Raw genomic sequence first — 26,043 nt, 5'->3', positions numbered from 1 at the left:
GATATATAGCAGTAGCTTGTTGGCGAGAGGTTAGGGGGTATTGATGGCGAAAGAAGAGGGACGCCGGAGCGCCCCAATTTATGTATTATGCGCGGGCCAGCGCCATACTAACGTTTTCGTTACTGTCTTTTGTGGAAATAGCTTGTGGCTTTGATTGGCCAGTGAAAGTACCAACAAGCCTATCAAGCTCATTTGCCAACTGTTCGATAGCAGAGGCGGACAGGTTGGATTTTTTCGCAGCACTGGCTGTGTGTTCTGCTAGCTCGACAATGGCGATGATGTTTCTGTCTACGCTTTCTGTCACCATTGTCTGTTCTTCGGAAGCCGCGGCGATCTGTAGGTTCTGACCAGCAATATCCTCGATTTGCGAGACCATGGCAGCCATTACCGAGGCACCTTCCCGGGCTTGCTCGACACTGATTGAAGCCATCTCACTGCTCTGATTCATCAAGTCGACGCTATGACGGATACCGTTTTGCAGTTGCTCAATGATCTTGGTTATTTCATCTGTCGATTGGTGGGTCTTCATCGCGAGTTCTCGCACCTGGTCGGCAACTACCGCAAAGCCCCGTCCCTGATCGCCTGCACGGGCTGCTTCTATCGCCGCGTTCAAAGCAAGCAGGTTGGTTTGTTCTGTGATAGAGCGGATAACATCGATGACTGAGCCAATTTCTTTGCTGTCGGCATTGAGCCTTTGCATGTTGTCGCTGGCGCTGCGCATACTTTCCGAGAGCTGGTTTGCTTTGGCAGACGTCTCACCATTCACTGCACGGCCTGTTTGAGCGGAGTCCTGGAGTTCTTTTGCTACGTTTGCCGCTGTCGATACACTTTCCGCAATCTCGCGGCTGGTAGCCGTCATTTCTGTCATCGCCGTAGAAACAGAGTCAGACTCTGCGCGCTGCTTCTCTGCATTGGTTGCGGTATCGCTAGCCATCGTCAGGCTGCGTCTTGCGTTACTTGAAAGCTCTGAAGAGATACCTGCAATTTTCTCCATCGTGTGCTGAAGATTACCGATAAATTGATTGAAGTAAGATGCCATTTCAGACAACTCATCTTTACCACGAAGGTTCATTCGAACCCGCAGCGAGCTTTCGCCTTCGGCTATCTTTTTCATCAAGGCATTTGCGACGGAAACTTTGTGCGTTACCAAACGGGTAATCAGTCCAAGTGTCAGACAGACAATAATCGCCAACGCACCGCCAATCAGCGTCAGTCGCTTTGTAACACTTTTCTCACGGATATCGATGGCGGTAACCAAGTGTTCACTGAGTGCTCTCATTTGTCTCTCAGCTTCTTGAACTGAGGCACGCAAACTTCCATGCAGACCAATTTGCGGTGTTAAGCCTACTTCTTCCATGCCAGTTGCCAACGTATTAAAGGTTTTGTGATATTCGCGCAGTGCGGTTTCCATAATAAGACGGTTACTGGCGGGCATATCACTCGTCGTGATGGCAGGAGACAGTTCATCCATCAAAGCGTTGAATTTATCGACATACTGAGTATCAGAGCGCAGTAGAAAGTCTTTTTCGTGACGTCTTAACATTAAAAGCTTGTTGTAGAGCATGTCGTTATCTACTTTCAGGATTTCCCTTTCAACACGATGGGAAGCGGCACGAGTAGTGCCTTTTAACCCTAAGTCGTGGGAGGCTCCGATTTCCAGGCGCTGGTTAACCAAGGCGCTAAAGTCGCGTTGGTATTTTTCCAATTTGTACAGCATGGCATCAATGGCTTCATGACCCTCTATTTCCAGCGAGTTAAGTTTTAATTTTGCGGTCACCAGTTTTTGAGTCAGTGCATCGTACTCAGTATCAAATCTCTCTTTGTACTTGGCTTCTTTGCGTGCCATAAAATCTTTTTCATGGCGACGAAGCATTAATACGGACGTCTGGCTTTTCAGGATATCAACTGAAGCGCCGTCCAGCGTCTCCAGTTCACTGAAAGAGCGTTGGAAAGAAATGGCAAACACCGCCACGGATAACAAAATGAGTATCACGACACTCGAGAGCTGTGCTTTGATGGTTTGTGGAAGTGCCATTCGCATGATGTCTCCTGTCCAATTTATTCATGAGCTATACCGCTTGGAGTAAATGACCTATACAAGGTGTCTTAAATATAGGACATCCTGGTTACTCATCACGGAAAATGTTGCAAAATTATGACGGGTAACAGTTTGGCTGCGATTCTATTCACGCCTAGAGCGGTGAAGCGCTTTGAAAAGACGGTTGGGAATTCGGCAAGAAAGATCATTTTTTACTGAAAATTTTCTGGTCAAACCGCGAGTCCTAGAAAGACAATTTGTTTGGGTCTTAAGTTTGTCTATGTTTCGTATGTGCTTTAAATATCTAATTTTTTGTTGGAGTTTTTCGAATTTTTCGTCTGGCAGAATGTGATATGAAGATCTATCTTTAGGGGGAGTGACGTGTGACGATAAATGACGGAGAGGTCATCATGAAAAAAATAATGATTGCGTTAAGCCTTTTTGCTGTTTCGTCTGCTGCTTCGGCGGGGATGATGAATGAAGATGTCAGTATGACAGTGGTAACTGCAGGTCAAGGTGCTTGGGTAAAAGTGGTACAAAATGGTGAGCCTGTGCAAGGGGCAACTGTTACCCTGAGCGGTGCGTTGGGGGAATACGTTACGCCAGAGAATGGCCTTGTGTTTGTTACGACAGATGACCCCTTTACGCGAAGTGCGGTTTTCACTGCCAAGTTATCAAATGGTGGAGAAGTTCAGAAACGAGTGTTGATTGCACGTGACCATGACTAAGGTCAACAGACCTTAAGCATAACGGAAACAAAAATCCTGCTTAATTGCAGGATTTTTTATGCCTATAAAGCCTTGAACTAAGGTCAGAAACCTTAGTGAAAATCTTTATTGGCGACGAAGCATTGCTCATAGCCATCATTCCAACCGTTGGCATAGCGAGGCTCTTTAAACATACGCTCGGGATCTTGGCGGTAGCCGTCTTTATTGGTTTGTGCCGCAGTGACTTTGCTGTGGCAACCGTCGTCATAGCCTTCCATGTATGGCGTGCTAAAGCCTAAATCAGCAAGCTGATCATGACGCGATGTTGAACAGCCCACCAAACTGATCACAGTAGCGATGAGTAATGTGGCCTTGAGAGCCGTAATGATTTCCTTGTGAGTTTGCATGTCATACTTCCTCTTACTGACATGGGAATAGACAGCCTACCTTCACAGTGTGTTCTCAACCTGTCTCATAAGTGACTATCTGCACATGGGGTATAAAAAGGCTAATGAAGTCTTGTTTTTAATACCGAAAATTGGAAACAAAGAAGGTCAAGTTTGGAGAGAAAAGCGGACAGAGGCGGTCTATACCGGAACAGGATAATAGTCGAATCCGTTCATTGTCCAACAGACCCTAAGGAGTATTTCAACCATGGCAAAAAGGCCTGTACTCGGTATCTTTCTTATTCTGATGGTTTCAATTTATCCGGGCTTTGCCGCGGCAGATAAAAACGAAATGCCTTTATCAAGCGATACTGAGGCTTGGATAAAGGTTGCTGGCAATCCTGATGCGGAAAGGCGGATCGTGTTTATTCATGGTTCACCCGGGAGCAAAGAAGCCTACGATGACTATTTGGGGCATCCAGCATTGCAGCATTTGGAACTGGTTTCTGTGGATCGCCCCGGCTTTGGAGAATCTGGTAGGCCTGTTGAAACCTCAATTCAGAAGCAGGCTGAAGCTTTGATGGGTTTGGTTAAAAGTGGGAAGGAAACTTGGTTAGTGGGTCATTCTCTTGGCGGCCCCATTGCGTTGCAGTTGGCCTTGTTGGCACCAGACAGAGTGAGCGGTTTGCTGCTTATTGCGCCGGCCTTCGACCCCAAATTAGAATCACCCAAATGGTACAACATTATTACCGATACTTTGCTGGCGAACTGGGTATTGCCGGATGATCTGCTGAGATCCAATCGAGAAATGATGGTGTTAGACAAAGAGCTAGAGAAGCTAGCAGCGCAAAACTGGTCGACGCTTGATATGCCAGTTGTACTGGTTCATGGCGCGGAAGATGACTTGGCTGATCCTGGTAATTCGCGGTTTGCGAAAGCAAAACTCCCCGGTGCGGAGTTGATGATGATGCCTGACGAGGGACACTTTATTCTCTGGGAAAATGTGCCTTTGTTAGTGGATCAGATTAACACCCTGGTTAGTAAATAAATGTAAATGCCTCTTGATATTTCACCCCCTAAGCCGCATTTTAGAGGGAGTGAAATGAAGCCAACACGATTTTAATCCACGGGGAATTACAATGAGACAAATCCTGACCGGTGTGGTTACGCTTATTCTCGGCTTCTTTACCTTGGTGTTTGCGGCTGTATTCGGCCTTCTGATTTCAGTTGGCGCTCTGATTGCAAAACCATTTGTAATGAAAAAACTGCGCAAAGCGCAAGAGCAGCAAGCTGCGCAATTTGAACAGGCTTACAGCGAAAACCGCGAAACGCCTTTTGGTCCGAAAGCGCGACATCAAGGCCAGACAATTGACGGTGACTACCAAGATATTACTAACGGCCGATAAGCGTAATACCCGGAAGAACACAGAAACGTCGCCCCATTGGGCGGCGTTTCTATTTCTATTTTTTCAACGTTATGGCGTTGAACGGACAGCGAATGGAAAATACTCCCATTCATACTCATCAAAAAGACGCTTAATCTCTCCCTTGTTGAGCAGCTCTTCAAAACGTTCGTCATAAATTCGGCGAAGTTCTTGCCCTTTTTCAGTATCTGCAAATCCTGGATAGAGCTTGAGATCCATGATATTGGCCATCTCAAACTCATCGCGATTCAAATAGCCAAGTTCAAATTCTTCAACCAATTCCTCTCTCGCATCTATTAAGAAATCCAGTCTGTCTGAATAGACCATTGAAAGGCCTTGACGTCGCGATTTGACTTCATGAATGGTAAATTTGGTGTCGATGTAATGGTTGTAGTCATATCCCTTTACCCAGCCGACCGTTCTATCTTCCAGCGTTTCTTCGCCTTTCCACGTTGGTATCACCGAAGCCTTATAAACGGCTGAGACTTGCTCGGCATCGAAATGCCAGTAGGGATAGAGGACTTTTTCTTGCTCATCGATATAAGATCCTAGAAAGGCGTCCATTCTCTTTGTTTGTACGAGGTAGATACTGCGAGAGTAGGTGGTGGTGATGGTTTTGATGCTGTAACCAAGCGGTTCGAAAACGCGGCGCATGATCTCGAAATATAATCCAGAACCGTCTTTTTCTGTCGCATCTTCCCATGCCTCACTCACTAGAATAATTTCTTTGTCGCCTTGGGGGTTGGCCGTGCTGGGAAGGGCGATAAAGGCAGCGAGTGTAAAAGCAAAAACGTAGGCTAGCTTCCTGGCGAATAGCGAAGTCATTGCGAGCTCCTTTAAATACAGTGTCGATAACGAGACATTGCTTTAAGCTTAATCAAGATGATGATTTTAGCGAGAAATCAGGGCGGATTTCAGGAGTGAAACTGCGTTCTACTGGAGTAAAGCATGGTCAAAGTTAGAGTTTGAAAAAGCTACTGGCGAAGAGAGATAGTGACGCTGACTATCGCGTGATCGCTGCTGTAAGTGTCCTGGTCAAATTTTGGGTTCACCAGATGGGTGTCTTCGCAGTGAAAGTCTCCCACTTCAGCGAGGCTTGCTGGATCTGCACTGTTGAATTCGCTTGAAAGCAGAATGTAATCCAATATTGATCCTTTCGCATGGAAGTAGTGAGTGGCTGGGCGAACCATACCTGTTTCACCGATATTTTTGATGTACAAATCCCAGCTGTCGTGAAGCTGATAGTGAGAGAGTGGCATTTCTGCCATGTCATCAGTAATGGAACGTAAACCCGAAACATGGAAAGCACGTAACACTTCCGAACGGAGATCATCGTTGAAATCGCCCATGACGATAGCAGGATTATTGGTGTGCGACCGACGTTCAATGATGCTGTTCATCAGGTGACAAGCTTCAGAGCCTCTTTGAATAGCTGATGCCCAAGAGCCCGTCATTTCTGCCTGCATAGATTGTGCAAGCTTCTTAGGTTCGTTTTCTTCTGAGTTATCTTCCAAAATCGGACGTTTAGATTTGAGGTGAACTACGTAAATATCCGTTTGACCGAGAGAGGGGAGCTCCAAGGTCGCAAACAAAGGTAAACGACTGTATTCAAAATCCTGCTGGATACCCATGCGGGCAGAAACTTCTGGCTCAGCCTGCAACGGTAGGGCACTTAAAATTGGGTAGCGGGAAGCTAGGCAAACAACTGGGCTTTTATAGATATATTCCTGAAGCGGTTCCGGCTCATCGACAACAGCAAAGAACCGATAACCGAGCGGTTCCAGCAAAGACTTGAGCGCGGACGCACTGAAGACTTCCTGAAAAGCAATGATGTCAGGCTGGTAGCTACCAATGTATCGGTTTAGCCAAGCACGTTTTTGCCGCCATTGGTCTTCACTGTAGATGTTGCTGAACTCGTAAAATGCACCCGGCGGCTCGATAAAGTTAAACAGGTTTATCGTCGCTAGCTTTAGGCCGAAGGCGCTGTGTGCGTATGAGCTTTTGCTATTAGTTGCGAACACGATACCGTCTCAGGAATGATAAATATTCCTCTAGTATAGCGAAGTCTGCCGTGGGACAGAGGTTGATATGTTGAATAGTAGACACGTGCTGGAATAAAAAAAAGCGCTTCAAATTGAAGCGCTTTTTAGGTGGGAAAGAGAATAAGTTAGGCGGATGCGGCCTCAGGCTTTTTTGCCTCTGGCTCTTCATCCTCCGCACTGTTAGAAGACTGATCTGACAGCACTTCTACCAGATTAGCGCGAGAAAGCTCACCTTGAAGCTCACCGTCTTGATCCAGAACAGGCAATGGCAATTCGTGCTCAAGCGTGTCTGGGATGACAGCTTCAATCAGTGCATCACTTTGGATGCCAGGAACTTCCTCAAGAATGGCTTCATCAATGGCGTCACCGTGGCGGGCTGAATCTACCGACTCCAGTTTCTCCATGCTCAGTGCACCCTGATAACCTTCATCATTCACGTAATAGCCGTGTTCTGCTTTGGCTTTACGCATTTCTGCCAGCGCTTCACCGATAGTTTCTGAGCTAATACGAAGACTTTGCGGTTTCATCACTGTATCAACCGTGAGTGCACGTGCGCGGTTAACGTCTTTAACGAATGCTTCGACATAGTCGTCAGCAGGGTTGAGCAGAATATCAACCGGACGGCCTTGTTGAACGAGCTTACCATCACGAAGAATGGCAATACGGTCACCGAGACGCAGTGCTTCGTCCAAATCATGGGTGATGAAGATGATGGTTTTGTGCAACTTCTCCTGCAGGCCAATCAGCTGATCCTGCATTTCGCTCCGAATGAGCGGATCGAGCGCTGAGAAAGCTTCATCCATCAGCAGGATTTCAGCATCAGTACAAAGAGCGCGCGCAAGACCAACACGTTGCTGCTGACCACCTGACAATTGCGACGGGTACTGTTTTTCATATCCGCCGAGGCCAACAGTATCTAGCCAGTCATTGGCTTTCTTTTCACGTTCGGATTTGTCGACACCTTGCACCTGCAAGCCGTAAGCGACGTTTTGCAGAACAGTGCGATGAGGCATCAAGCCAAAGCGCTGGAAAACCATCGACATTTTGTGGCGACGGAAATTCTGCAAGCCTTTATCATCAAGTTTCATGACATCTTCGCCTTCAACGATGATCTGGCCTTCAGTTGGCTCAATCAAACGGTTGAAGTGTCGGATCATGGTGGACTTACCTGAACCGGAAAGACCCATAATCACGAAGATTTCGCCGCGCGCGATATCAAGGTTGATGTCCTGAAGACCCACCGTATGTCCGGTTGCGGCCAGAATGTCGTCTTTGGATTTACCTGCTTTTACGTCTGGCAACACCTTTTTCGGGGTATTACCGAAAATCTTGTAGAGGCCTTTTATCTGGATCAGCGGTGTGCTGTTTTCTTTGTTACTCATTGTGGCCTCCGCTCAGGTGCTGCTGTGAACGTTTTGCGTAGCTTTGAGATACGCGGTCGAAGATGATTGCCAGTGCGACAATCGCGAGGCCGTTAATCAGACCCAATGTGAAGTATTGGTTGGTGATTGACTTCAGAACAGGCTGGCCGAGGCCTTTAACGCCGATCATCGAGGCGATAACCACCATTGCCAGTGCCATCATGATGGTTTGGTTGATACCTGCCATGATGGTTGGCATTGCGAGAGGTAACTGAACACCGAACAGTCGTTGCATTGGGCTTGCACCGTATGCAGTGGCGGCTTCAAGCACTTCTTTGTCCACCAGTCTGATACCAAGGTTGGTCAAACGGATTACAGGTGGGATAGCGTATATAACCACGGCAATCACACCAGGTATTTTACCGATGCCCAGCAGCATCACGACAGGGATCAGATAAACGAAGGCTGGCATGGTTTGCATGACATCAAGCAGTGGCGTGACCATGGATTGCACGCGGTTTGAGCGTGCCATTGCGATGCCGATAGGAATCCCGAGAAATATGGCGAGCATGGTGCACACCAAGATGATGCTCATGGTGCGCATGGTGTTTTCCCACATACCGAAATATCCGATAGCGAGGAAAGAAAAAATAACAGCAACAGAAAGCTTCCAGGAACGGCTTGCCATGTAAGAAACACCCGCGAGAATGGCGATCATCAGCCACCAAGGGGTGCCGAGAAGAAGCTTTTCAAACCAGATGAGAAATTGGAGCAGCGGGTCAAAGAAAGATTCGATGGTTTCACCGTAGTTTCGCGAAAACTCACGGTAGGCGCCATCAAGTGTTTTACGAATTGTCAGAAGATCGGAGCGTGACATCTCCGGAAATTCTGTCAGCCAAGAATTGTCTGCCATAACAGTACAGCGTCCTCTGCGTCTTTAGAATATTAGAAACTATATACCCACCTTGGGTGGGAAAGCGCTGACGTATGTAGAGAGCCAAACGATACGTCGCGTTTTTAGATTTGGTTGTCGCAAAAAATTGCGGGCTGAAAAGCCAGCCCGCAAAGCATTTATAGCGATTACAGTGACGCTTTGATCTTCTTCGCCACTTCAGGTGTTACCCATGCGCCCCAGATGTCTTCATGATTTTCCAGGAAGTGCATGGCAGCGATTTCACCGTCAGCCTGGTTGTCCTCCATCCATGCAAGAAGGCTGTTCAGCTGTGCGTTAGTGAATGAACGGTTGGAAAGGTAGTTCACTGCTTCTGGTGAGTTCTTTGCAAAGCTCTCAGTTATCACCGTATCAACCGCTGAAGGTGGATACATAGTCACTTTTGGCTCCAGACAATCCGCATTGGTCGTACAAGATTTAAAGTGCTCTTCGTCAATGCCTGAACCGAAGTCCACTTTCACCATTTCGTATTTACCCAGAACTGCGGTTGGCGCCCAGTAGTAACCAAACCAGCCTTCGCCACGCTCATAAGCTTTAGCGATAGAACCTGACAGACCTGCGCCTGAACCTGGATCGATCAGCTCAAAACCGTTGTCACCCAAGCCCATTGCATTGAAAAGGTTGCCTGAAGAAATTTGGCAGTTCCAGCCTGCTGGACAACCGTAGAAAGCGGATAGTGAAGGATCTTCCGGGTGCTTGAAGAGTTCGCGATTCGCGATAACGCCCTCGATAGTTGCAATACTTGGGTCCTTGTCGACTAGATACTTAGGTACCCAAAAACCTTCTTCACCACCGTCAGAAAGTACGGCACCCGCAAAACGGAGTCGGCCTTCCTCAACGCCTCGGTCAAGCGCCGCTTTCAGAGAGTTACTCCAAAATTCAGGTGCGATATCTGGTTCGCCTTTTTCGATCATTGAAGTGCCGGTTGGCATAGTGTCACCAGGAACCAGCTCTGCGTCACAGTCATAGCCTTCAGCAAGAATGATGCGATCAACATTAGCGATGAGGCTTGCGGAGTTCCAGTTCATATCTGCGATGGTGACTTTGCCACACTCTGCCGCAAAGCTGCTCATCGGCATAGCTGAAAGCAGCAGGCAAGACGAGGCTAAAAGTTTTTTCATGGAAGTTCCCTCTCATTTTAAATGACATGATAAATGAATATAGCTCTAATCATTTATCTGAGTGATATTGCACTGCGTTACTTATCCTTCTTGGTTTAAATAACTGAAAAATATGAATGCAATGAAGCTAATCATAACAAGTTTGTATCAAAAATTCTTTAGTGCTGTTACTTATTTGGTGTCAATTCGTTCGCGTTCTGAGGATATTTCGGGTGATAAAGTGGGTTTGGAAACGTGATAACTTGATGATTTGAATATGTAAATGTCAGAACCAAGAGAGTCTGATGTATGAAATGTAAGAATCAGTGTTCAGATTAAAGAAATGTGCGAGTGTTATCCGTTTTTCAACGAATATCGTGAAATTTATCTGCCTAATCTGGGTTCATTGGGAGTGATGATTGCCTAGGGTCTGTTGACCTTTGGTGATGATTTTTGCAGCAGTTTGTGGGGATTTTATGCAAGGCAGAGGCTTCGATGTGTAGCTGGCCTACATGAGAAGCTGATAACGCAGCAGAAATTCCCCACAAGCGCTGCCCGAAGGGTTCAGCCCTAAGCGCTTTATGCTTTGTTGAGGTGTCTTTGCTTAGAATGACTAGGCTGCAAACACCTCGCCGCGCCTAAAACGCTTATGGCTAGAACAAAACTTCACCACCAAAGGTCAACAGACCCTAAGAATGGGAGCTCCCTATGCAACAATCTGTTTTGGTTCTGGAAGATGATACTGATATCGCAGGCCTCATTGCCCTGCATCTCAAGGTGATGGGCTTTGATGTGATTAAAGGCACCTCTTTGGAGGACGGATATCGTGCGTTGGCAAATGAAAACATCGCCGCTGTTGTTTTGGATCGAGGTCTAGATGACGGTGATGGAAAAACCTTCTGTGAGTTTCTTCGCCAACAGGAAAATGGTATCCCTGTCCTCATGCTGACGGCATTGGATTCTGAGTCTGACATGGTGGAAGGTTTTGAGGCTGGAGCAGATGATTACCTTGCCAAACCATTCAGTGTCATTGAATTTCAGGCCAGAGTTCGTGCTCTGATGCGCCGTGTTTCCCTTCACAGTCATTGGCAGGCCGGTGCGGTAAAAGAATTGAAGTCTGGCAGCTGTGAAATGAGCAGTGAACATTCTACAGCGCTGCTTTTCCAGCACCTCGAAATCTGTCCTGAAACCCACAGCGTCAAATTAGAGGGTCGTGAAATCGACCTGACACCCACGGAATTCTCCTTACTGTGTTGTTTGGCTAAACGCCCTGATCGCGTGTTCAGTAAAGATGAGTTGCTGAGCCGGGTTTGGAATACCGACTATGATGGCTACCGTCATACGGTGTGCTGCGCTATTAATCGTCTGCGTAGCAAGTTAGAGAGCAACCCCACAGCACCTAAGTACATTCATACGGTGTGGGGAGTGGGTTATAAATTCCGCGAAGCATCCGATCCTGCAATGCTTCGGCGTGCTTGTCTCTAATCCTGAAAGGTTAGGAGGTTGATATTGGCGTTTAAAAACCGTCTGCTGTTATTTACCTTAATTTGGTTTTTGTGCAGCGCTGCGCTTTTAACAGCGCTCAGTGTATCCGTATGGCAGCAAAATGAATTGCGGTCGCGTCAGGCACTTCACAAAGATCTTGCGATGCACATGCGGGATGATAATCCCCTTATGGTAGGAGATGACTACAGCCCAGAAGCCCTGTCTTCCATCTTTCATACCCTGATGTTGCTTGGGCCAGATTTTGAGATCTACTTTCTGGACCCACAAGGCAATATCACTACTTCCGGTCCCCCAAAAGAAGATGTTCTTCGTTTGCAGGTAGACGTGGAGCCTATCAAGCAGTTTCTTAGGGGGGAGCCTTTTCCTGTTCTTGGCCAAGATCCGCTATCTCAAAGCGGAGAGAAAGTTTTTTCAGCAGCGCAAATCGATGCAGACGGGCAGGTCGCGGGATATCTATATGTGCTAATCGGTAGTCAGGGCTATAACGCATTTGCAGATATGGAGAGTCTGTTGCAATACGCACCTGTTGTTGCGGCGGCGCTGGTGGCGATTTTGTTGTTCGCTCTGGTGGTTTATCGAATGGTTTATCGCCGTATTATCACACCAGGCCAATTGATGGTGAGGCAGATTGAGCAGTCAGCAAAATCCGAGTTTCGAGTTTCTCCACCATTGAACGTGCACTCGCCTGAGCTTCAGGAACTTGCGACCCAATACCGGCGGATGATGGCGATGATCCAGCAACAGTTTATCCAACTTCGGGTTCAAGAAGCGCAAAGACGGGAGTATTTAGTACAACTGAGTCATGACCTGAAAACACCGCTGGCAAATATTCTTGGTTATCTTGAGACGTGGCGAATTCAACACGACGAAGGACGTGGAATGATCGACACGGCTTATCACAACGCCCAGCGTCTTCAAACCCATCTCAAAAGCCAACTTGAAGCTGCAAGGTCACCATCTGCGAAGATTGTGCTTTCCTACCGGGAAATAGATGTACGCGAGTTATTTGAAGATGTTCGCCACCGGTTTGAGCTTCAGCTTAAAAAGAAACAAGTGGATCTGGTGATTACGGTGCCTCAGCCTTTGATCGTGATTGCTGACGAGGTGCTGATAAACCGGGTTTTCGATAACTTAATGGAGAACGCGATTCGCCACAGCCCGGCTCGCTCATCGATCCTTATGGATGCCAACAAAGCGAAAGCGGGTAACGTCAATTTCTGCATTGATAACGCCATTGATGAATCCAGTGATGCCGGTTCTCTTGGTATGGGGAGCAAAATTGTAGACGCGATTCTGAGTTTGCATCAGAGTCAACTGAAGGTAGCTTCGTCCGAATCTAAACAAGAGCTCAGGTACCGAGTATGCTTTGAACTGTCTTCTGTCGCCGCACAGTCAACTGCGCAGATTAGAGCAGTGCCGATGACGATGAACTTTGAGGATGACATGCCGCCAATCGACTCTGGTTATCCCAAAGTCAAAGCAGAAAGTGGGAAAACTGAAGAGAGCGCGCCAGATGGTGACATACATCTTTCCACAAGGGATAAACCTGCTCCACAAATGCCTTTGCCATCTTTCAGTGCTGTGACGGCGAAAGATGGAAACACATCTTCACCAGAAAAAAACAAGGCCGAATAATCGGCCTTGGTTACTTTTTTGTAGCTTAACCGATGAACGAAGGCTGTTTGCCTGACATCGCAAAGAAATAGAAAAGTGCGGTCAGGACACCCTAGATAATGAAGGCGCCTGCATATCTCATTGCGCTCTAAAAGGTTTCTACAATGTGGTTTCCAGCTCAGCAGCGTTGTGCTTTTTTACTTCCGCTGGCTCCAATTCTTTGAGTCTTGCCGTAAAGTGACGGAGGACGGAAGGCTCGTATGTAAAGTCGAGTCCTTTCACATTGTGCGCATTTTTTTTCACTTCACCGAACGCTTCAATGATGAAGTCCATGTGTGATTGGGTATAAGTGGCACGCGGAATGGTTAAACGAAGCAACTCAGCCGGACATGGGTGTTGTTTGCCAGTGGCAGGGTCTCGACCCAGAAGCAGTGAACCGATTTCCACTGCCCGGATACCTGCAACTCTGTATAGCTCACATGCCAACGCATGTGCCGGGAATTGGTCAGAAGGGATGTGTGGTAGCAGTTTGCCAGCATCTACAAACGCTGCGTGACCGCCAGCCTGCTGGCAAACAATGCCAATCGCTTCCAAGCCATCAACGAGATATTGAACCTGCTTGATGCGGTATTCCAGCCATTCTTGACGCATACCGTCATAAAGGCCCACGGCCAAGCGCTCCATCGCACCACCTTCCAAACCGCCATAGGTCGGGAAGCCTTCCTGCACGACACAAAGGGTGCGACATTCCTGATATACGTCCATGAAGGAGTCGTCTTTGAAACACAGTAGTCCACCCATTTGTACCATGGCATCTTTCTTCGCTGACATCGCCAAACCATCAGCATATTTGTAGGCTTCACGAGTGATTTCGGCGATCGTCCAGTCTTTGAATCCTGGTTCACGCTGCTGCACGAAATAGGCGTTTTCAGCAAAGCGTGCAGAGTCCATGATGACTGGAATGTCATAGCGCTTTGCAATCTCATACACTGACTTCAAGTTGGCGATAGACACGGGCTGACCGCCCGCGGAGTTACAAGTAATGGTGCTCACAATGTATGGCACGTTGGCTGCGCCAGCGTCGAGGATCGCCGCTTCCAGTTTTTGCAGATCAAAGTTGCCTTTAAAATCAGCGGTGACAGAGGTATCAAACGCATCTTTGGTGTAGACGTTCTTTGCCACACAACAATTTACCTGCGTATGACCTTGTGTGGTGTCGAAGAAATAGTTTGATAGTGCTACCATTTTGCTGCGATCCAAACCTTTCTCCTGCTCGCGCTTTTTGATCAAGACAGGGATGTAAATCTGCTCAGCGCCACGTCCTTGGTGGGTTGGAATGGTCAGGTCATAACCGAAAATGTCTTTCACCGCATTCGACAGCGCGTAATAGCTACGGCTGCCGCTGTAGGCTTCATCACCGCGCAGCATGGCAGCCTGCATCTCCTGGGTAATCGCGCCTGTACCACTGTCTGTCAGCAGGTCGATAAATACGTCTTCGCTGTCCAATAGGAAAGGATTCATACCCGCTTTTAAAATGGCTTCTTCACGGTATGCACGGGTAGTACGCTTTACAGGCTCGATCACACGAATACGGAATGGTTCTGGGAGATGTTTGAAGTTTTCCATACTTTTCACCTTTTATTCATATACCCAAACTACCTGAAGATGCCGGATTCAGGTTGTTTGGGTATACCTAACGGAAAACTTGCCAATTTTTCATTTTATTTAGGCACTAGGATTCCATCAGGAAATTAATCTGATTTTAAATTTATTTACTGGATTTTAATTATCGAAATAGCGTACGTAACAACACGAAAACACAATTAAGTGAATTGGATTACTGATACGGATTTTCAATAAATGTGCGCAGGCTCTGCGCAAGGGGAGTGCTTATGCAGGGAAGAAGAAAGCGATTTTGTAGTCCTGGGTACACCAGCGGTTTAATTCATTCGTATTTGTCATTTTTACCAACCTGAAACTCATCAACTCAAGCTAACAATAATACTATCGATTAGAAAGTCATAACTGTCATCAATAAAAAAATCAAATTGAGGAGACGTCGACAAATTATATATCCAAACAACCCGAACTCTGTAACTTCAGGCTATTTGGGGATATTGAGAGGCGAAACAGGAAGTTGTTTAAAGTTAGATACTGGCTGTTAACCCGCTAAAACAAAAAAGCGCCCGGACAGGCGCTAAAATCAGAAACGAGATGTCAGTTTCCAGTGAATTGCGGTTTTCGTTTTTCGATGAAAGCGTGCATGCCTTCTTTTTGGTCATCCGTGGCAAATAGCCCCTGCTTTGCCGGTAATTCTGTCTGGGTGAATGGCACCATCATGCTTCACCTTCCTTGGTTTGATTCATGGCATTGTTGAAAAGGGTGAGGAGTTTGCGTTTGTCGATTTTCCCGCGATCGGTCAGCGGGAGTTCATCAGTTGCCAGCACCCGCACCGGAACTGCGTAATAGGGGAGATTGGCAGCCACATGTTTGATGGCGGCTTTCTCGTTGACGCTAGCAGGGACGACAAAAGAAGCGAGTTGCTGGTCATTAACTTTGAGTGTGACAGCGAGCCTGCACTCTGGGATTTTTTCCAGTGTGGAAGAGACAGAGTCCAACTCCACCCGAAAACCTTTCATTTTTACCTGATCGTCGGTACGTCCGAAGTGCTCTAATTCACCGTCTTTGTTCCAACGGCCTAAATCACGGGTGCGGAACATCACGTGACCGTCACCAAGGAAGGGATCCGGCCGATAACTTGCCTGACTCAGCTCGGCATTGGCCAGGTAACCTTTAGTGACACAAACGCCGCCAGCCCACATTTCCCCGACTTCACCAATTGCACAGGGAGTGAGGTCTTCATTGAGTACATACACAGTATTGTTAGGTGTAGGTTTACCGATAGAAAGCCTATCCCCTGGTTTAAACAGCTTGGCGGTATTGATAATGGTGGTTTCTGTCGGGCCGCAGGAGTTGTAGAAATCACATCTTGCGCCCCAGACCTCAGCCAGCGGCAAGGGGCAGGGTTCTCCTGCCACCGCGACCGTTTTCACGTCTGGGCAGGAATCAGGATCAATCTGTCCAAGAATGGAAGGGGTAGCAATAATCACGTCCGCATTAGCGGCGGTTTGCTGGATTGAATTGTCACGGATAAGCAGGGTTGCGCCGTGGCAAAGAGCGGCGTAGATCTCCCATGCTGACATATCGAAAGCAATGCTTAGGATTTGCCCGACCCGCATACCCGGCTTAATGCCGAGATTTCCCGGTGATGTCATCACGATGTTGGCTACATTCTTGTGCGTGACCTGAACACCATTTGGTCTGCCGGTGGTACCAGATGTAAACAGGATAAAGCAGACATCGTCGGGCTTGGTGATGCGTTTTCCGCTTGCTTCCATCGACTTAAACTCAGGGGATTTGAGCAGGGTATCCAGCTCAAGGCGGATGGTGCCATCCTTTTGAGGCAAGTCGTGTTTGTGTTTGGAGAGGGTAAACACCACACGAATTCGGGCGACGTCGATAATTTGTGAAAGCAGGGCGTTCGGTGCAACTCCTGCATGTTGTGGAACGTAATTAGCACCAATCTTCAAACAAGCCAGCATGCCAATCAGCATAGGAATCGAGCGCGAAAGAAAAACGCCAACAGAATCGCCAGATTTGACCTTAAGGCGCTGAAGCAGCGTGGCTAGCTTTTCGGCCTCTGAATTTAGTTCTCGGTAAGAAATGGTCTGTCGACCGTCTATTGCGGCTATCGCGAAAGGGGTTTCCTTCGCGTAGCGCTCAATCGCCATGCTGAGCGTTGGAAACGAAGGTTTCTGCGATGGGCCACGCCCGTAAGAGACAAACTGGTGTCGCTCTTGTTGAGTTAGCTTCCCGAGCGGTGCCAGATTAAAGAATTGTCCCGGCTCGTTGGTATTGTTGCCGGGCGTTGGTGGGCAAAATACCGAATTAACGAGAACTGTCATGGATTAACCCCCCCTAGAGCCTGTTCAGCTGAATACCTTCAGCGTTGATTTGTATTGCTCTAGGAAACGTTAATAAATAAATCTCGCGAAATTCTCACAGAGAAATAGCAAATCACTCGTCGTTCGAAATTTCTGACTAGTAAGGCAGGCATTGGCGTTGAAAAGGGAGATATTTTCGCATTCATCATGAAAAAAGGCTGCCTATGGCAGCCTTAAAGGTACATTGAAGCCACATCATATATTTCGTTCTACCGAAGCTTCTGGTGCTTCTTGCTGATCGTCAATCTTCCACATGGTCCAACCCATTACGCCAAACAAAATGGTCACGAGTGGAGAAATCCAACAGAAGAAATTGAATGGCAAGTAGGCCAACGTAGCAACGCCCAAGGTGGCTGCCTGATATGCACCGCCTGAGTTCCAGGGAACCAGGTTTGCCGTAACGGTGGCTGAATCCTCAACAGCACGGGAGAGGTTTTCCGGTGCCAACCCACGTTCCTTGTATGCTTCCGCATAACTTCGGGCACTCATCACGATCGCCATGTATTGATCACACAGAATCAGGTTGGCACCAATACCGGTGAGCACGGTAGAAACTACCAGAGAACCCGTCGACTTCGCGGCAGCAAGGATCTTGTCTGCAATCACGCGAAGTTGGTTAGTTCGCTCCATCACACCGCCAAACATCATGGCAACGATGATCAGGCTGATGGTGTACATCATAGAATCCAGACCACCGCGTGACAGCAGTGAGTCCACATCGCCGATACCAGTTTCTGAGGTATAACCACCAAACGCAACGCTGGCGATCGCATTGTAATCTGCACCCTGCAGACCAGCAGCACATATCGCACCAGCAATCACACCCAGCGCAATTCCCGGAATAGCTGGCATCTTCTTGTAAGACACAAACAGCACCAGAAAGAGGGGAAGGAATAAAACAGGATTAATGAAGAAGGTACTGTCTAGTGTCGTCAGAATACTATTGATACGTTCAATATCGCCGCCTGATGCGCTGTATTTCAACCCCAAAACTGCTTCGATAACCAAAGTGATCGAAATGCTCACGCCAGTGGTGTAAGACATGTGTTTGATGTGGGTGAACAGATCGGTGCCCGCCATGGCTGGTGCCAGGTTAGTGGTGTCAGACAGCGGGGACATTTTGTCGCCAAAGTACGCGCCGGAAAGTACCGCTCCGGCAACCAGTGGAAGCGGAAAGCCAAGTCCGCCGCCCACGCCCATCAGCGCCACACCTATGGTTCCTGTGGTACCCCAGCTAGTACCAGTCGCTAGCGACGTGACAGCACAGATAATTACGCAGGCAGGAAGGAAGATTTCCGGTGCCAGAATTTGTAGACCATAGTAAATCAGTGTTGGAACAACACCGGCGAGGATCCAGACACCGATGAGGGCGCCAACAATCATCAGAATGATCATCGCTGGCAGGGCGTTGTAGATGCCATTCACCATGCCAGATTGAATATCTTTCCACGAAAAGCCACAGCGAAGCGCGACGACACTCGCGACGACCACGCCCAATAACATGGGAACTTGTGGGTCGAGTCCGTAAATGACGATGGAAACGCTGATACCAACAACAAGGGAAAGGAGCGAGACGATAGCCTCCCAGAACATAGGAGCGCGGGCGCCCTCTGGAATATCAGTCTTCATGTTACCTCCAGATGTTTACATATATAGACTGAGGGTGCGGTGATTTCTTGTTGGAATTCACCGCGAAGTTTGAGGGTCAGTAGTGTTGCGTTACTTATCTGGGACGAGTGAGTAGCGGTTTCGGCGGGTGATCGTATCCGACTCCAGTGAGCATGGTTTTCGTCCTGTTGCTCACTGTGAAACATTGTGCTGCGCATTGACCTTTTATGGGTAAAGCCTTACTGCCTCAACGTTCATCGTAAGGCGCGGCTGCTGGCTTCGGAGTTCTATAAATGAGATGTGTTAATAAAATACTTAACTTTTTTGATGCTATGTATTCGCTTTCTGTTGAAAGCGCTATCTAAGGCTTCTTTATCGTTTAACCGACTCAAACACCCGATCTTTGGCATCGTTTTTAAAGTGTTCGACTTTGGACAATACGGTGTTTTCAGAGATCACTGCTGACAGTGAGTTAGCCGAATTTCCCAGCCCAAAAACCTAAAGATCAAAATCACGCCTGAATCTTTCGAATAAAGACGTATCGAAACGTTTCTATGGGCTCTATTTTCCAGCCAAACTCCTCAAGTCAGGCTGGTCGTTCATCGATTTATGAACGCTGTAAGAAGGTTTAAGAATGAAAAAAGCACCTTACTGAACTCTGATATCGCGCACCTGGTCTCTAAGCTGGGCTACACCGACGAATACACCATTTGTGATGCTGGTTTACCCATTCCTCAACATGTTGTGCGCTTTGATTTGGCGTTGACTCCCAGTTCCGTTGAAAGTGGTCACTCAGTAAGTCTAATAGGGGAAAACCCCAGCCTGACCCGCCCTTTGAAAAGGGGAGGGTGTATTATTGCTTGGGCTTTGAGGGAGAGGCAGAACTGATTGCTTTAGATTCTTGATAAAGAGCCTAAATCACTCAGTTTTTTAGTACGACAATAAAGTCTCCCTGAAGGAGGCTGAGGATAGCGCGATGAATAAGTTAGTGGTTTTAGGGAGCGTTAACGCAGACCATGTATTGCAGGTGCCTTCTTTTCCCCGTCCGGGTGAAACCATGCATGGTCGCAATTATCAGGTGATTCCCGGTGGCAAAGGTGCAAACCAGGCGGTGGCTGCAGCGCGTTTGAATGCTGATATTGGCTTCATTGCCTGTGTGGGCGACGACCCATTCGGCGTGAACATCCGCGAAAGTTTCAAGTGTGATGGCATCAATATCGGTGGCGTGAAAATGCAGGCAGATTGCCCAACAGGTATCGCCATGATCCAAGTTTCCGATAGTGGTGAGAACAGCATCTGTATCTCTGCAGAAGCCAACGCCAAATTGACGTCAGAAGCCATTGAACCTGAGCTTGAACGCATTCGTCAGGCCGAATACTTGCTGATGCAATTGGAAACACCGCTGGATGGTATCGAACTGGCTGCCCAAATTGCCAAGCGCCATGACACTAAAGTGATTTTGAACCCTGCTCCAGCCCGCGAATTGCCAGAAGGCTTGTTGGCTTGCATCGACATCATCACGCCAAACGAAACAGAAGCAGAAGTGCTGACGGGCGTGAAGGTGGAAGACGATGCATCAGCAAAAGCAGCGGCTAATGTGCTTCATGGCAAAGGTATTGAAACAGTGATGATCACGTTGGGCGCGAAGGGCGTGTATGTCAGCCAGAATGGCGAGGGTCAAATCGTGCCAGGATTCCGTGTAAAAGCAATGGATACTACCGCAGCAGGCGACACCTTCAATGGGGCATTCGTGACTGGTCTAATGGAATCAATGCTCTTAGAATCAGCGATTAGGTTTGCTCATGCAGCCGCGGCGATTGCTGTGACTCGATTTGGTGCGCAAACGTCTATTCCTAGCCGAGAAGAAGTGGATGCATTCTTACGGGAAAATCGTAAGGACAGCAACAGAGAATTGTTATGGAAAATATCGGAAAATCTGCATTAGTCGTTGAAGGTGGCGCAATGCGCGGCGTATTCTCATGCGGCATTCTTGATTACTTCATGGAGAAAAACTTCTCGCCGTTCGATAGCTTCTGGGGAGTATCTGCAGGCGCCAGCAATCTGGCTGCGTACTTGGCTGATATGCCGGGACGGAACTTAAAAATCTACCTTGATTACAGCCTTCGCAAAGAATTCCTGAGACCGGGTCAGTTTGCCATGGGCGGTGACTTAATGGATCTCGACTGGATGTGGGAAGTCACGCTGGAAGAACTTGGTATCGACAAAGACGTTCTGAAAGCAGACCCCAGGCCATTTTTTCTCGGTGTCACCCGGCAGGACAATGGTGAACCTGAGTACCATATACCAGACGTTGAAATGTTGGCCGAAACCATGAAAGCGAGCAGCGCGTTGCCAGTGATGTATCGAAACGGTGTGGAACTGAATGGCGTGAGGTACGTCGATGGTGGCGTGGCAGATGCGATTCCTGTTGCAGAAGCGATTCGTCGCGGGGCTACCCAAATCATGGTGCTTCGCAGCCGTCCGGCAAGTTACAGAAAATCCGAGCCTAAATTCGACGCTTTAACTAAACATCTACTCAAAGATCATCCGGCATTGATAGCGCCGATGCTGACGCGACACATTCGCTACAACGAAACGCTTGAACTGATTGAGCATCCGCCTGAAGGGGTGGAAATTATTCAGATTTGTCCGCCGGAAGATTTCAAATTGAAGCGCCTTAGTAGGGAAAAGGCGCCTCTTAAAAAGGCCTATTACCTTGGGTATGAATCAGGTAAAGAAGCTATTATGCGTTGGGATAAACTGAGCCTGGGTTCGTTGACTCAATAGTGGAAAACGTCGTCACGGCTCTCTGCGAATCCCTCGTAAACGTTTGAGAAACGCTTCGGTGCATTGACTTTCTTTCTCTTGGCCCGCTTTTTCATCGGGCGCATGTTCATGTTTTCAATGCGAGCCAACTCTTTTGCGTGAAGTTCAGCTTGTTCAATAAACGTATTATCTTTCAAGGCTGTTTTACGGCTTTGGTTAACCCGTTCAAGCAACTGGTCAAACTCTTTCGTATTCATGAGCACCTCCAAATGATACTGTTTATATATACAGTGTCATTTGGAATCTCAGTTTCGTCAAGTATTTAAGTGATAGCTTATCTTTTACACCTTCTCTGTTGGCGTATGTTCATAGTTAATTTCGTTAGTGGCTTTGAGTAAAGCATCGACCAATAACGTCAGCGCAAGGGGTTGGTGTTGGCGCTCGCGATAAACCAAATACGCAGTTCTGTCGGCTCGGGTATACTCAGGCAAAATTTCAATGAGCTTTTTATTACCAAAGGTATGACGAAGAGGAAGAGACGAAACGCCAATACCTTGTTCTACAGCAGTAATTACCGCAACTATGTCATTTACAACTAACTTGGGGTGTATGGCGATAGTGTGCTCAAGGCTCTGCTCGCGATATAAGTTGATGCTCCAGACTTTATCTACCGCTATCCAATCCGCTTGCTTCAGCGCTTCAACAGTTCTGATCTCCCCATGTTTTTCGAGATAACCTTGGCTGGCAAAAAAGCCATGTCTGGCTGTAAAAAGTGGCCTCGCAATGTAGCTTTCAAGACCGGTTAAATCGAAGGTCATTAAAAGATCCCTATCTGTTGTTGGGATCTGTTGTTCTTGGCTTAAAATAATCTCAAGTTTTACCTTCGGGTAATCCTCAAGGAATCGACTAATCACATCCCCAACAAACCCGTGATAGAAGTTATTTGGCATGGTCACCTTGAGGTTGCCAAACACCTCGTTGCTGTCTTGTAGAATTTGCTCAATCCCGGATTCCAGTTGCTCCATGCTACTAATAAGTTGCTCATAAGCTCGCTTTCCCGACTCCGTGGCAACAAGTTCACGTCCCCGCTTTTCCAGTAGTCGAACATTGAGCCTTTTTTCCATCGCGCTGATCCGGCGAGACACAGTAGAGGCGGGTAACCCTAATGACTTACATGCCGAAAGCAGCGAGCCATCACGGATGATTTGGCAAAAGAGATAGAGATCGTCAATGTTTCCAAAAATGGAATTCATGGTTCAAATTGTACCTGTATATCTCGTTTATGGATTTATTTATCTTAAGTCCAAAGACAAAAGCACAGCAAGTTTGAGGTGAGAATGGAAAGGAAACGTTTTTGGATAACAACTGCACTCAGCACGTTGGTAATGGCCATTGCTATGTCTGGGTTGATTTCCGGTTACAAAATGGGGTTTTCCGCTGATTGGCCACAAGCATGGGGGCAGAGTTTTGTGGTTGCTTGGCCGTGCGCATTTTTATTGAGTGTGACTGTGTTGCCGAAAGTTAAGCAGTTTTCAGAGTGGTTAGCGGAAGCGGTATAAAAAAGCCAGAGCAGTGCTCTGGCTTTTTACTTAGCTGCGTTTTGGCTGCTTGTAGGTGCGACCAGCTGCAGCGTAGGTATCGCGGTTCTTGATGTCGAACTGAGTGAAGAAGAACCAGGCGACAAATACAATCACATCATCGCCCACGTTCATTACGTGCTCGACAAACTCTTGGTCTTCGCCTTGATCATTTTCTTCAGTGAAGACGTGATAAACACGGTTTTCACCTTTAATTTCTGCCAGAGCGAACTGTCCTGTTAGCGCGTTAGCTGCTTCAGCAACCGCCTCGTCTTCGCAGACTTTAAGCATATCGAGGGCTTCAGGAAGGCTGGCTTTTTCGCAAAGGGCTTTGACCAGCGCTTCAAAATCTTTATGTTCCATGGTGGAGCCTTAATGTAGTCAAAAAGTAAAATGCCCGGTCAAACCGGGCATTTCGAACGCAAACGTTGAGGAGTTATGCCTCGATTTCTGCGTTGTGGTATACGTTTTGTACGTCGTCACAGTCGTTCAGCATGTCCATAAACTTATCGAACGTGGCGATATCGTCGCCACTCACTGCTGTCATGGTTTGCGGGACGAAGGTGATTTCTTCAACGTCGATAGTGACTTCTGGCATTGACTCTGTCAGTGCGTTTTTCACTTTGAAGAATTCAGTGTGAGGTGCAAATACAGTAATCACGCCGTCTTCACATTCGATATCTGTCACGTCAGCGTCTGCCATCATCAGCGCTTCCAGTACTGCTTCTTCGTCTTCACCGGCAAATTGGAATACAGCCTGGTGGTCAAACATGTGAGCAACAGTACCTGGGCCACCAATCTTTGAGTTGGTTTTCACGAAGCACTGACGCACTTCCATGTAGGTACGGTTGTTGTTGTCAGTTAGACAGTCAACGATCACTGAGCAACCGCCTGGGCCAAAACCTTCGTAGCGCGCAACTTCATAGTTTTCACCGCCACCGCCAGCTGCTTTCTCGATTGCTTTGTCGATAACGTGCCCTGGCACCTGATCTTTTTTCGCTTTCTCGATCATGCGCTTAAGCGACAGGTTTGAATCTGGGTCGCCACCGCCGTTTTTTGCGATAACGTAGATTTCTTTACCGTACTTTGAGTACAGCTTAACTTTGGCGCCTTGTGTTTTCGCCATTGAAGCTTTACGAACTTCGAAACTGCGTCCCATGGGGAGTCACTCTCTTTGATATGCGTTTATTGAAGTGGCAGGGATTTTATCAATCACCCGCAGGGTATTTCCAGCACTAAAAGCACGATATGGAAGGGTTTTGCTGAGTTTGATCAAGTCTTACCCGGGTTAGATAAAGTAATACAAAAGAAAAGGGAGGCTTTCGCCTCCCTTTTGGGTTTCAAGAAGAGGGACTATTTCTTCTCGTATCTAATGTTATCGATTTGCAGGACCATCGGCCCTGTTGGCTCCATAACAAAGATATTCTTAAGGCCTTCAACGTTCGCCTTCGAACCTGGTGCAAAACGGTTACCGTTTTCGATCAGTTCAGCGAAGTTGATGCGAACCTCTGTCCATTGACCGAGTGGTGGCACTTCTACATCGATGTCACTCGATGCTGGCCAGCCGCTGTCGACACGAACAAGGATATTCGATTCTGGTGCTTTCTCTTCTACCAATAGGTCAAAGACCAGCTCACCACCTTGCATCCATTCACCCATGTTGACTTCAGGTGATTCGAAGTAGAAGTTACCGATCTCACCGGTTTTCTTCATTGCCAGCACATCACCACGGCCTTCAACAGGCTTGGTTTCTGTGTAGATCTTGAACTGTGGATCATACTCTTTCGAACGCAGGTGTTTGTCTGGCTTGTCGCCAAACAGCACAAACTCAGGGCCAGTTGCATAGTCTGGGCCCGGAATAATGATTTCAGGCGCAGGTGTACCAGCGATGAATTGAGCGGAATCCTGAACGGTCGCACAACCTTTGCCGGTTTCACGGTCTTTCGAACATTCGTAAACGCGAACAAAATCCACTTCCATTGTCTGCGGGAAGATAGATGGGTCTATACCACCTTCGTTAGCGTTCGATGCCCAAGATCCACCAATCGCGAGGTTCAGGATCATGTGGAAACGTTGGTTAAACGGTGCATCAGATTCACCTGTTACCCAGCGACCACCTTCTTTGTACTGGCTGTACCAGCCGTCAGAGCGCTGCGTTGCGTAGTGGATATCATCGATATACCAACGCATTTCGTCCTTTTCCCACTCCAGTGAGTAGGTGTGGAAACCGTCTGCAGGGTTTACGTGGTTTGGAAGGTGATATTCCGCTGCGGTACTCACGTTATCCGGCCACTCGCGACCGTAGTGAATAGTACCGTGAATACGTGCTTCTTCTTTACCTGCTTCAGCGCCAAGCTCGTCAGTGGCGGTTTTCAGGTTAACCGCTTCAACGATATCGATTTCACCAGAGGCTGCCCAACCACCAAATACATAATCAGTCGGCAACATCCAGATGGCCGGCCAAGTGCCCTGACCAAATGGCAGTTTTGCACGAACTTCAAAGCGACCATACTTCCAATCGCCTTTGTTCATCGTACGCAAGCGCGCGGAAGTAAACGGTAGGGTCGCCATATGGCGTGACTGACCCTGTGGGTCTGATGGTCCGGTAAATTGGTAGTCACGAGCGACAATATGCAGCTTACCGTCTTCAACAAAGGAGTTCACTTCACGATCGGTATAACACTGACGCTCAGCGTTACCACCACCGTAACAGTTTTCTTCGTGGCTCCATTTTGATTTATCAATCGCGTCGCCACTAAATTCGTCATTCCACACAAGAGTCCAGTCGCTGGAAGGGCGAACCATAGGAGCGCTGGTATCAGGGCCAGCAGTCACTGGTTGATACACTTTCGACTCACAACCGGCAACAGCAGTAACCACTGCTGCAGCCACTAATGCGCGTCGATAAGGGAAATTAGTCATTGTTGTATCCTTACACGTCGGCAATTCAGGTTAATT

General features: G+C 47.7%; 24 protein-coding genes and 1 pseudogene. 9 read left to right on the top strand and 16 right to left on the bottom strand.

Going from position 1 to position 26,043, the window contains the following annotated elements; all coding sequences use genetic code 11:
- Nucleotides 1-85: 85 nt before the first annotated feature.
- The gene (locus K6Q96_RS22590) at nt 86-2,041 is read right to left on the bottom strand and encodes a methyl-accepting chemotaxis protein (RefSeq protein ID WP_251880338.1); all 1,956 of its coding nucleotides are present in this window, start codon (nt 2,039-2,041) and stop codon (nt 86-88) included.
- A gap of 407 nt (nt 2,042-2,448) precedes the next feature.
- On the opposite strand from K6Q96_RS22590, the gene K6Q96_RS22585 reads away from it, so the two are divergent.
- Entirely contained in the window at nt 2,449-2,766 is a 318-nt protein-coding gene (locus K6Q96_RS22585) for a hypothetical protein (RefSeq protein WP_251880336.1), read from the top strand.
- Between the two features lie 92 nt (nt 2,767-2,858).
- On the opposite strand, the gene K6Q96_RS22580 is transcribed toward K6Q96_RS22585, so the two are convergent.
- Nucleotides 2,859-3,152, bottom strand: coding sequence for a hypothetical protein (locus K6Q96_RS22580; protein WP_251880334.1), 294 nt, complete (start codon nt 3,150-3,152; stop codon nt 2,859-2,861).
- 247 nt (nt 3,153-3,399) lie between these two features.
- Between K6Q96_RS22580 and K6Q96_RS22575 the strand changes: the two genes are divergently transcribed.
- A complete protein-coding gene (locus tag K6Q96_RS22575) occupies nt 3,400-4,179 on the top strand; it encodes an alpha/beta fold hydrolase (protein WP_251880333.1) in 780 nt (259 codons plus the stop codon).
- A gap of 91 nt (nt 4,180-4,270) precedes the next feature.
- The gene (locus tag K6Q96_RS22570; RefSeq protein ID WP_251880331.1) at nt 4,271-4,537 is read left to right on the top strand and encodes a hypothetical protein; all 267 of its coding nucleotides are present in this window, start codon (nt 4,271-4,273) and stop codon (nt 4,535-4,537) included.
- 69 nt (nt 4,538-4,606) lie between these two features.
- On the opposite strand, the gene K6Q96_RS22565 is transcribed toward K6Q96_RS22570, so the two are convergent.
- The 5 genes from K6Q96_RS22565 to K6Q96_RS22545 all read right to left on the bottom strand — a co-directional run bounded on the left by K6Q96_RS22565 (nt 4,607) and on the right by K6Q96_RS22545 (nt 10,031).
- The gene (locus tag K6Q96_RS22565; RefSeq protein ID WP_251880329.1) at nt 4,607-5,380 is read right to left on the bottom strand and encodes a substrate-binding periplasmic protein; all 774 of its coding nucleotides are present in this window, start codon (nt 5,378-5,380) and stop codon (nt 4,607-4,609) included.
- 149 nt (nt 5,381-5,529) lie between these two features.
- Nucleotides 5,530-6,576, bottom strand: a complete 1,047-nt coding sequence (locus tag K6Q96_RS22560) for an endonuclease/exonuclease/phosphatase family protein (protein WP_251880327.1) — start codon at nt 6,574-6,576, stop codon at nt 5,530-5,532.
- Between the two features lie 146 nt (nt 6,577-6,722).
- Complete coding sequence (locus K6Q96_RS22555; RefSeq protein WP_251880325.1) at nt 6,723-7,979, bottom strand: quaternary amine ABC transporter ATP-binding protein; 1,257 nt, start codon at nt 7,977-7,979, stop codon at nt 6,723-6,725.
- A complete protein-coding gene (locus tag K6Q96_RS22550) occupies nt 7,972-8,871 on the bottom strand; it encodes an ABC transporter permease (protein WP_002541155.1) in 900 nt (299 codons plus the stop codon). The genes K6Q96_RS22555 and K6Q96_RS22550 overlap by 8 nt, the downstream gene beginning before the upstream one ends.
- Before the next feature lie 167 nt (nt 8,872-9,038).
- Nucleotides 9,039-10,031, bottom strand: a complete 993-nt coding sequence (locus K6Q96_RS22545) for an ABC transporter substrate-binding protein (RefSeq protein ID WP_251880323.1) — start codon at nt 10,029-10,031, stop codon at nt 9,039-9,041.
- A gap of 687 nt (nt 10,032-10,718) precedes the next feature.
- On the opposite strand from K6Q96_RS22545, the gene K6Q96_RS22540 reads away from it, so the two are divergent.
- Both K6Q96_RS22540 and K6Q96_RS22535 read left to right on the top strand, forming a co-directional pair.
- Nucleotides 10,719-11,495 carry a response regulator transcription factor gene (locus K6Q96_RS22540; RefSeq protein ID WP_251880321.1) on the top strand — a complete coding sequence of 259 codons (777 nt, stop codon included), beginning with the start codon at nt 10,719-10,721 and terminating at the stop codon, nt 11,493-11,495.
- A 24-nt stretch (nt 11,496-11,519) separates the two neighbouring features.
- A complete protein-coding gene (locus K6Q96_RS22535) occupies nt 11,520-13,151 on the top strand; it encodes a sensor histidine kinase (RefSeq protein ID WP_251880319.1) in 1,632 nt (543 codons plus the stop codon).
- Between the two features lie 138 nt (nt 13,152-13,289).
- Here K6Q96_RS22535 and tnaA read toward each other — a convergent pair whose 3' ends face one another.
- The 4 genes from tnaA to nhaC all read right to left on the bottom strand — a co-directional run bounded on the left by tnaA (nt 13,290) and on the right by nhaC (nt 18,763).
- Complete coding sequence (gene tnaA / locus K6Q96_RS22530) at nt 13,290-14,756, bottom strand: tryptophanase (RefSeq protein WP_251880317.1); 1,467 nt, start codon at nt 14,754-14,756, stop codon at nt 13,290-13,292.
- Nucleotides 14,757-15,347: 591 nt separating this feature from the next.
- The gene (locus tag K6Q96_RS24895) at nt 15,348-15,470 is read right to left on the bottom strand and encodes a hypothetical protein (RefSeq protein ID WP_256481846.1); all 123 of its coding nucleotides are present in this window, start codon (nt 15,468-15,470) and stop codon (nt 15,348-15,350) included.
- Entirely contained in the window at nt 15,467-17,095 is a 1,629-nt protein-coding gene (locus tag K6Q96_RS22525; RefSeq protein ID WP_251880315.1) for an AMP-binding protein, read from the bottom strand. The genes K6Q96_RS24895 and K6Q96_RS22525 overlap by 4 nt, the downstream gene beginning before the upstream one ends.
- A gap of 234 nt (nt 17,096-17,329) precedes the next feature.
- Complete coding sequence (gene nhaC, locus K6Q96_RS22520; protein ID WP_251880313.1) at nt 17,330-18,763, bottom strand: Na+/H+ antiporter NhaC; 1,434 nt, start codon at nt 18,761-18,763, stop codon at nt 17,330-17,332.
- A gap of 588 nt (nt 18,764-19,351) precedes the next feature.
- On the opposite strand from nhaC, the pseudogene K6Q96_RS22515 reads away from it, so the two are divergent.
- The 3 genes and pseudogenes from K6Q96_RS22515 to K6Q96_RS22505 form a co-directional block, all read left to right on the top strand.
- Nucleotides 19,352-19,510 (top strand): annotated as a pseudogene (locus K6Q96_RS22515) (RbsD/FucU domain-containing protein); the annotation flags it as partial.
- A 208-nt stretch (nt 19,511-19,718) separates the two neighbouring features.
- Nucleotides 19,719-20,687, top strand: coding sequence for a ribokinase (rbsK, locus tag K6Q96_RS22510; RefSeq protein WP_251880311.1), 969 nt, complete (start codon nt 19,719-19,721; stop codon nt 20,685-20,687).
- Complete coding sequence (locus K6Q96_RS22505) at nt 20,660-21,529, top strand: patatin-like phospholipase family protein (RefSeq protein ID WP_251880309.1); 870 nt, start codon at nt 20,660-20,662, stop codon at nt 21,527-21,529. Before rbsK ends, K6Q96_RS22505 begins: the two co-directional genes overlap by 28 nt.
- Here the strand turns inward: K6Q96_RS22505 and K6Q96_RS22500 are convergent.
- Nucleotides 21,523-21,765: a hypothetical protein gene (locus K6Q96_RS22500; protein WP_251880307.1), complete on the bottom strand. Its 243-nt coding sequence runs from the start codon at nt 21,763-21,765 to the stop codon at nt 21,523-21,525. The genes K6Q96_RS22505 and K6Q96_RS22500 overlap by 7 nt on opposite strands.
- 84 nt (nt 21,766-21,849) lie before the next feature.
- Nucleotides 21,850-22,761, bottom strand: a complete 912-nt coding sequence (locus K6Q96_RS22495; RefSeq protein ID WP_251880305.1) for a LysR family transcriptional regulator — start codon at nt 22,759-22,761, stop codon at nt 21,850-21,852.
- 84 nt (nt 22,762-22,845) lie between these two features.
- On the opposite strand from K6Q96_RS22495, the gene K6Q96_RS22490 reads away from it, so the two are divergent.
- The gene (locus tag K6Q96_RS22490; protein WP_251880304.1) at nt 22,846-23,067 is read left to right on the top strand and encodes a DUF2798 domain-containing protein; all 222 of its coding nucleotides are present in this window, start codon (nt 22,846-22,848) and stop codon (nt 23,065-23,067) included.
- A 30-nt stretch (nt 23,068-23,097) separates the two neighbouring features.
- Here K6Q96_RS22490 and K6Q96_RS22485 read toward each other — a convergent pair whose 3' ends face one another.
- The 3 genes from K6Q96_RS22485 to K6Q96_RS22475 form a co-directional block, all read right to left on the bottom strand.
- The gene (locus tag K6Q96_RS22485; RefSeq protein WP_251880302.1) at nt 23,098-23,448 is read right to left on the bottom strand and encodes a hypothetical protein; all 351 of its coding nucleotides are present in this window, start codon (nt 23,446-23,448) and stop codon (nt 23,098-23,100) included.
- Between the two features lie 73 nt (nt 23,449-23,521).
- Nucleotides 23,522-24,244 (bottom strand): YebC/PmpR family DNA-binding transcriptional regulator, encoded by a 723-nt coding sequence (locus K6Q96_RS22480; RefSeq protein ID WP_251880300.1) that lies wholly within the window; start codon nt 24,242-24,244, stop codon nt 23,522-23,524.
- Between the two features lie 194 nt (nt 24,245-24,438).
- The gene (locus K6Q96_RS22475) at nt 24,439-26,007 is read right to left on the bottom strand and encodes a glycoside hydrolase family 16 protein (protein WP_251880299.1); all 1,569 of its coding nucleotides are present in this window, start codon (nt 26,005-26,007) and stop codon (nt 24,439-24,441) included.
- Nucleotides 26,008-26,043 lie beyond the last annotated feature (36 nt).

The sequence above is a fragment of the Grimontia kaedaensis genome (assembly GCF_023746615.1).
GTDB lineage: Bacteria > Pseudomonadota > Gammaproteobacteria > Enterobacterales > Vibrionaceae > Enterovibrio > Enterovibrio kaedaensis.
This window is presented reverse-complemented; position numbering and strand designations above follow the sequence as displayed.

Excerpts from the sequence above, each read along its gene's own strand:
- K6Q96_RS22540 (WP_251880321.1), top strand. The coding sequence starts at position 10,719 with ATGCAACAATCTGTTTTGGTTCTGGAAGATGATACTGATATCGCAGGC.
- nhaC (WP_251880313.1), bottom strand. The coding sequence starts at position 18,763 with ATGAAGACTGATATTCCAGAGGGCGCCCGCGCTCCTATGTTCTGGGAG.
- K6Q96_RS22545 (WP_251880323.1), bottom strand. The coding sequence starts at position 10,031 with ATGAAAAAACTTTTAGCCTCGTCTTGCCTGCTGCTTTCAGCTATGCCG.
- K6Q96_RS22500 (WP_251880307.1), bottom strand. The coding sequence starts at position 21,765 with ATGAATACGAAAGAGTTTGACCAGTTGCTTGAACGGGTTAACCAAAGC.
- K6Q96_RS22575 (WP_251880333.1), top strand. The coding sequence starts at position 3,400 with ATGGCAAAAAGGCCTGTACTCGGTATCTTTCTTATTCTGATGGTTTCA.
- K6Q96_RS22495 (WP_251880305.1), bottom strand. The coding sequence starts at position 22,761 with ATGAATTCCATTTTTGGAAACATTGACGATCTCTATCTCTTTTGCCAA.
- K6Q96_RS22485 (WP_251880302.1), bottom strand. The coding sequence starts at position 23,448 with ATGGAACATAAAGATTTTGAAGCGCTGGTCAAAGCCCTTTGCGAAAAA.
- K6Q96_RS22565 (WP_251880329.1), bottom strand. The coding sequence starts at position 5,380 with ATGACTTCGCTATTCGCCAGGAAGCTAGCCTACGTTTTTGCTTTTACA.
- K6Q96_RS24895 (WP_256481846.1), bottom strand. The coding sequence starts at position 15,470 with ATGATGGTGCCATTCACCCAGACAGAATTACCGGCAAAGCAGGGGCTA.
- K6Q96_RS22490 (WP_251880304.1), top strand. The coding sequence starts at position 22,846 with ATGGAAAGGAAACGTTTTTGGATAACAACTGCACTCAGCACGTTGGTA.
- K6Q96_RS22550 (WP_002541155.1), bottom strand. The coding sequence starts at position 8,871 with ATGGCAGACAATTCTTGGCTGACAGAATTTCCGGAGATGTCACGCTCC.
- K6Q96_RS22570 (WP_251880331.1), top strand. The coding sequence starts at position 4,271 with ATGAGACAAATCCTGACCGGTGTGGTTACGCTTATTCTCGGCTTCTTT.
- K6Q96_RS22580 (WP_251880334.1), bottom strand. The coding sequence starts at position 3,152 with ATGCAAACTCACAAGGAAATCATTACGGCTCTCAAGGCCACATTACTC.
- K6Q96_RS22590 (WP_251880338.1), bottom strand. The coding sequence starts at position 2,041 with ATGCGAATGGCACTTCCACAAACCATCAAAGCACAGCTCTCGAGTGTC.
- K6Q96_RS22555 (WP_251880325.1), bottom strand. The coding sequence starts at position 7,979 with ATGAGTAACAAAGAAAACAGCACACCGCTGATCCAGATAAAAGGCCTC.
- K6Q96_RS22585 (WP_251880336.1), top strand. The coding sequence starts at position 2,449 with ATGAAAAAAATAATGATTGCGTTAAGCCTTTTTGCTGTTTCGTCTGCT.
- tnaA (WP_251880317.1), bottom strand. The coding sequence starts at position 14,756 with ATGGAAAACTTCAAACATCTCCCAGAACCATTCCGTATTCGTGTGATC.
- K6Q96_RS22505 (WP_251880309.1), top strand. The coding sequence starts at position 20,660 with ATGGAAAATATCGGAAAATCTGCATTAGTCGTTGAAGGTGGCGCAATG.
- K6Q96_RS22475 (WP_251880299.1), bottom strand. The coding sequence starts at position 26,007 with ATGACTAATTTCCCTTATCGACGCGCATTAGTGGCTGCAGCAGTGGTT.
- K6Q96_RS22480 (WP_251880300.1), bottom strand. The coding sequence starts at position 24,244 with ATGGGACGCAGTTTCGAAGTTCGTAAAGCTTCAATGGCGAAAACACAA.
- K6Q96_RS22525 (WP_251880315.1), bottom strand. The coding sequence starts at position 17,095 with ATGACAGTTCTCGTTAATTCGGTATTTTGCCCACCAACGCCCGGCAAC.
- rbsK (WP_251880311.1), top strand. The coding sequence starts at position 19,719 with ATGAATAAGTTAGTGGTTTTAGGGAGCGTTAACGCAGACCATGTATTG.